The organism is Microbacterium sp. zg.Y909 (genome assembly GCF_024626565.1).
Genome location: NZ_JANJFJ010000578.1, coordinates 1 through 1,954 on the forward strand (window position 1 = coordinate 1; position 1,954 = coordinate 1,954).

Genomic DNA, 1,954 nt, shown 5'->3' on the forward strand with positions numbered 1-1,954 from the left:
CCGGTGGCGAGACCGGCCACGGCCGCGTCGCGCTCGCGCGCCTCGCGCAGCAGGTCCTCGATGTGCCCGGCGTTCTCGGGGATCGCGTCCGGAATGAACTCGAGGGTGGGGGTGAGCCGCACGCTGAGCTTGCGCCCGACCTCGCTGCGCAGCAGGCCGGTGGCGGCCTTCAGCGCCTCAGCGGTGTCGGCGCGCTCCTTCTCGGTGCCCAGCACCGTGTAGAACACCGACGCGTGCTGCAGGTCGCCCGTCACCTTGACATCGGTGATGGTGGTGAACCCCAGTCGCGGGTCGCGCAGCCCCTTCTCGAGGCGCTCGGCGATCAGCACGCGGATGCGGTCGGCCATTCTGGCCTGACGCTCTGACGACATGGTTGTGTCTCCCTGAAAAGGTGGAAGGCGGGGGGCGCCGTGTGGCACCCCCCGCCAGGTGATCAGCCTCGCGGCTTCTCGACCATCTCGGTGGTTTCGATCTCGTCGCCGATCTGGATGTCGTTGAACTTGCCGAGGCCGATACCGGCCTCGTAGTCCGTACGCACCTCGGTGACGTCGTCCTTGAAGCGGCGCAGCGACTCGATCGCCAGGCCGTCGGCGACGACCACGCCGTCGCGGATGACGCGTGCCTTGGCGTTTCGGGTGATCGTCCCCGAGCGCACGATGACACCGGCGATGTTGCCGAACTTGGAGGAGCGGAACACCTCGCGGATCTCCGCGACGCCCGACTGGATCTCCTCGTACTCCGGCTTGAGCAGGCCCTTGAGCGACTGCTCGACATCGTCGATCGCGTTGTAGATGACCGAGTAGAACCGGATGTCCACGCCCTCACGCTGAGCACGCTCGCGTGCCTTGGCGTCGGGGCGCACGTTGAACCCGATCACGATCGCGTTGTCGATCGTGGCGAGGTTCACGTCGGACTCCGTCACGGCACCCACACCGCGGTGGATGATCCGCAGCTGCACCGAGTCGTCGACCTCGATCTTCAGCAGCGACTCCTCCAGCGCCTCGACGGCACCGGAGACGTCACCCTTGATGATGAGGTTGAGCGACTCGACCTTGCCCTCCTGCAGAGCGCGGGTGAAGTCCTCGAGCGAGATGCGCTTGCGGGCCTTGGCCAGCTGGGCGTTGCGCTCAGCGGCTTCACGCTTCTCAGCGATCTGACGGGCGAGGCGGTCCTCTTCGGTGACGATGAACGTGTCACCGGCGCGGGGCACGGAGTTGAGGCCCTGCACCTGCACGGGGCGGGAGGGGTAGGCCTCTTCGACCGGGTCGCCGTTCTCGTCGGACATGGCACGCACGCGGCCGTAGGCGGTGCCTGCGACGATCGCGTCGCCGACGCGCAGCGTTCCGGACTGGATGAGCACGGTGGCGACCGAACCGCGGCCCTTGTCGAGCTTGGCCTCGATCGCGACACCACGGGCGGCCTTGTTCGGGTTCGCCGTGAGGTCGAGCCCGGCATCGGCCGTCAGCAGGACGGCATCCAGCAGTTCCTGGATGTTGGTGCCCTGGCGAGCGGAGACGTCGACGAACATGACGTCGCCGCCGTACTCCTCGGCGACGAGGCCGTATTCGGTGAGCTGCTGGCGCACCTTGGCCGGGTTGGCGTCGGGCTTGTCGACCTTGTTCACAGCCACCACGATCGGCACGTTCGCCGCCTGCGCGTGGTTGAGGGCCTCGACCGTCTGGGGCATGATGCCGTCGTCGGCGGCGACCACGAGGATCGCGAGGTCGGTGACCTGCGCACCACGGGCACGCATGGCGGTGAACGCCTCGTGACCGGGGGTGTCGATGAACGTGATCGCTCGCTCGATGCCCTCGTGCTCGGTCCAGACCTGGTATGCACCGATGTGCTGCGTGATGCCACCGGCCTCGCCGGCGACCACGTTGGTCTGACGGATCGCATCGAGCAGTCGCGTCTTACCGTGGTCGACGTGACCCATGACGGTCACGACCGGCGG

General features: G+C 67.7%; 2 protein-coding genes. Both read right to left on the reverse strand.

Annotated features, from left to right (window positions below):
- A partial coding sequence (rbfA, locus tag NQ160_RS23045; protein WP_257517344.1) for a 30S ribosome-binding factor RbfA occupies positions 1-371 on the reverse strand: 371 nt, incomplete at its 3' end.
- 62 nt (positions 372-433) lie between these two features.
- A partial coding sequence (gene infB / locus NQ160_RS23050; protein ID WP_257517345.1) for a translation initiation factor IF-2 occupies positions 434-1,954 on the reverse strand: 1,521 nt, incomplete at its 5' end.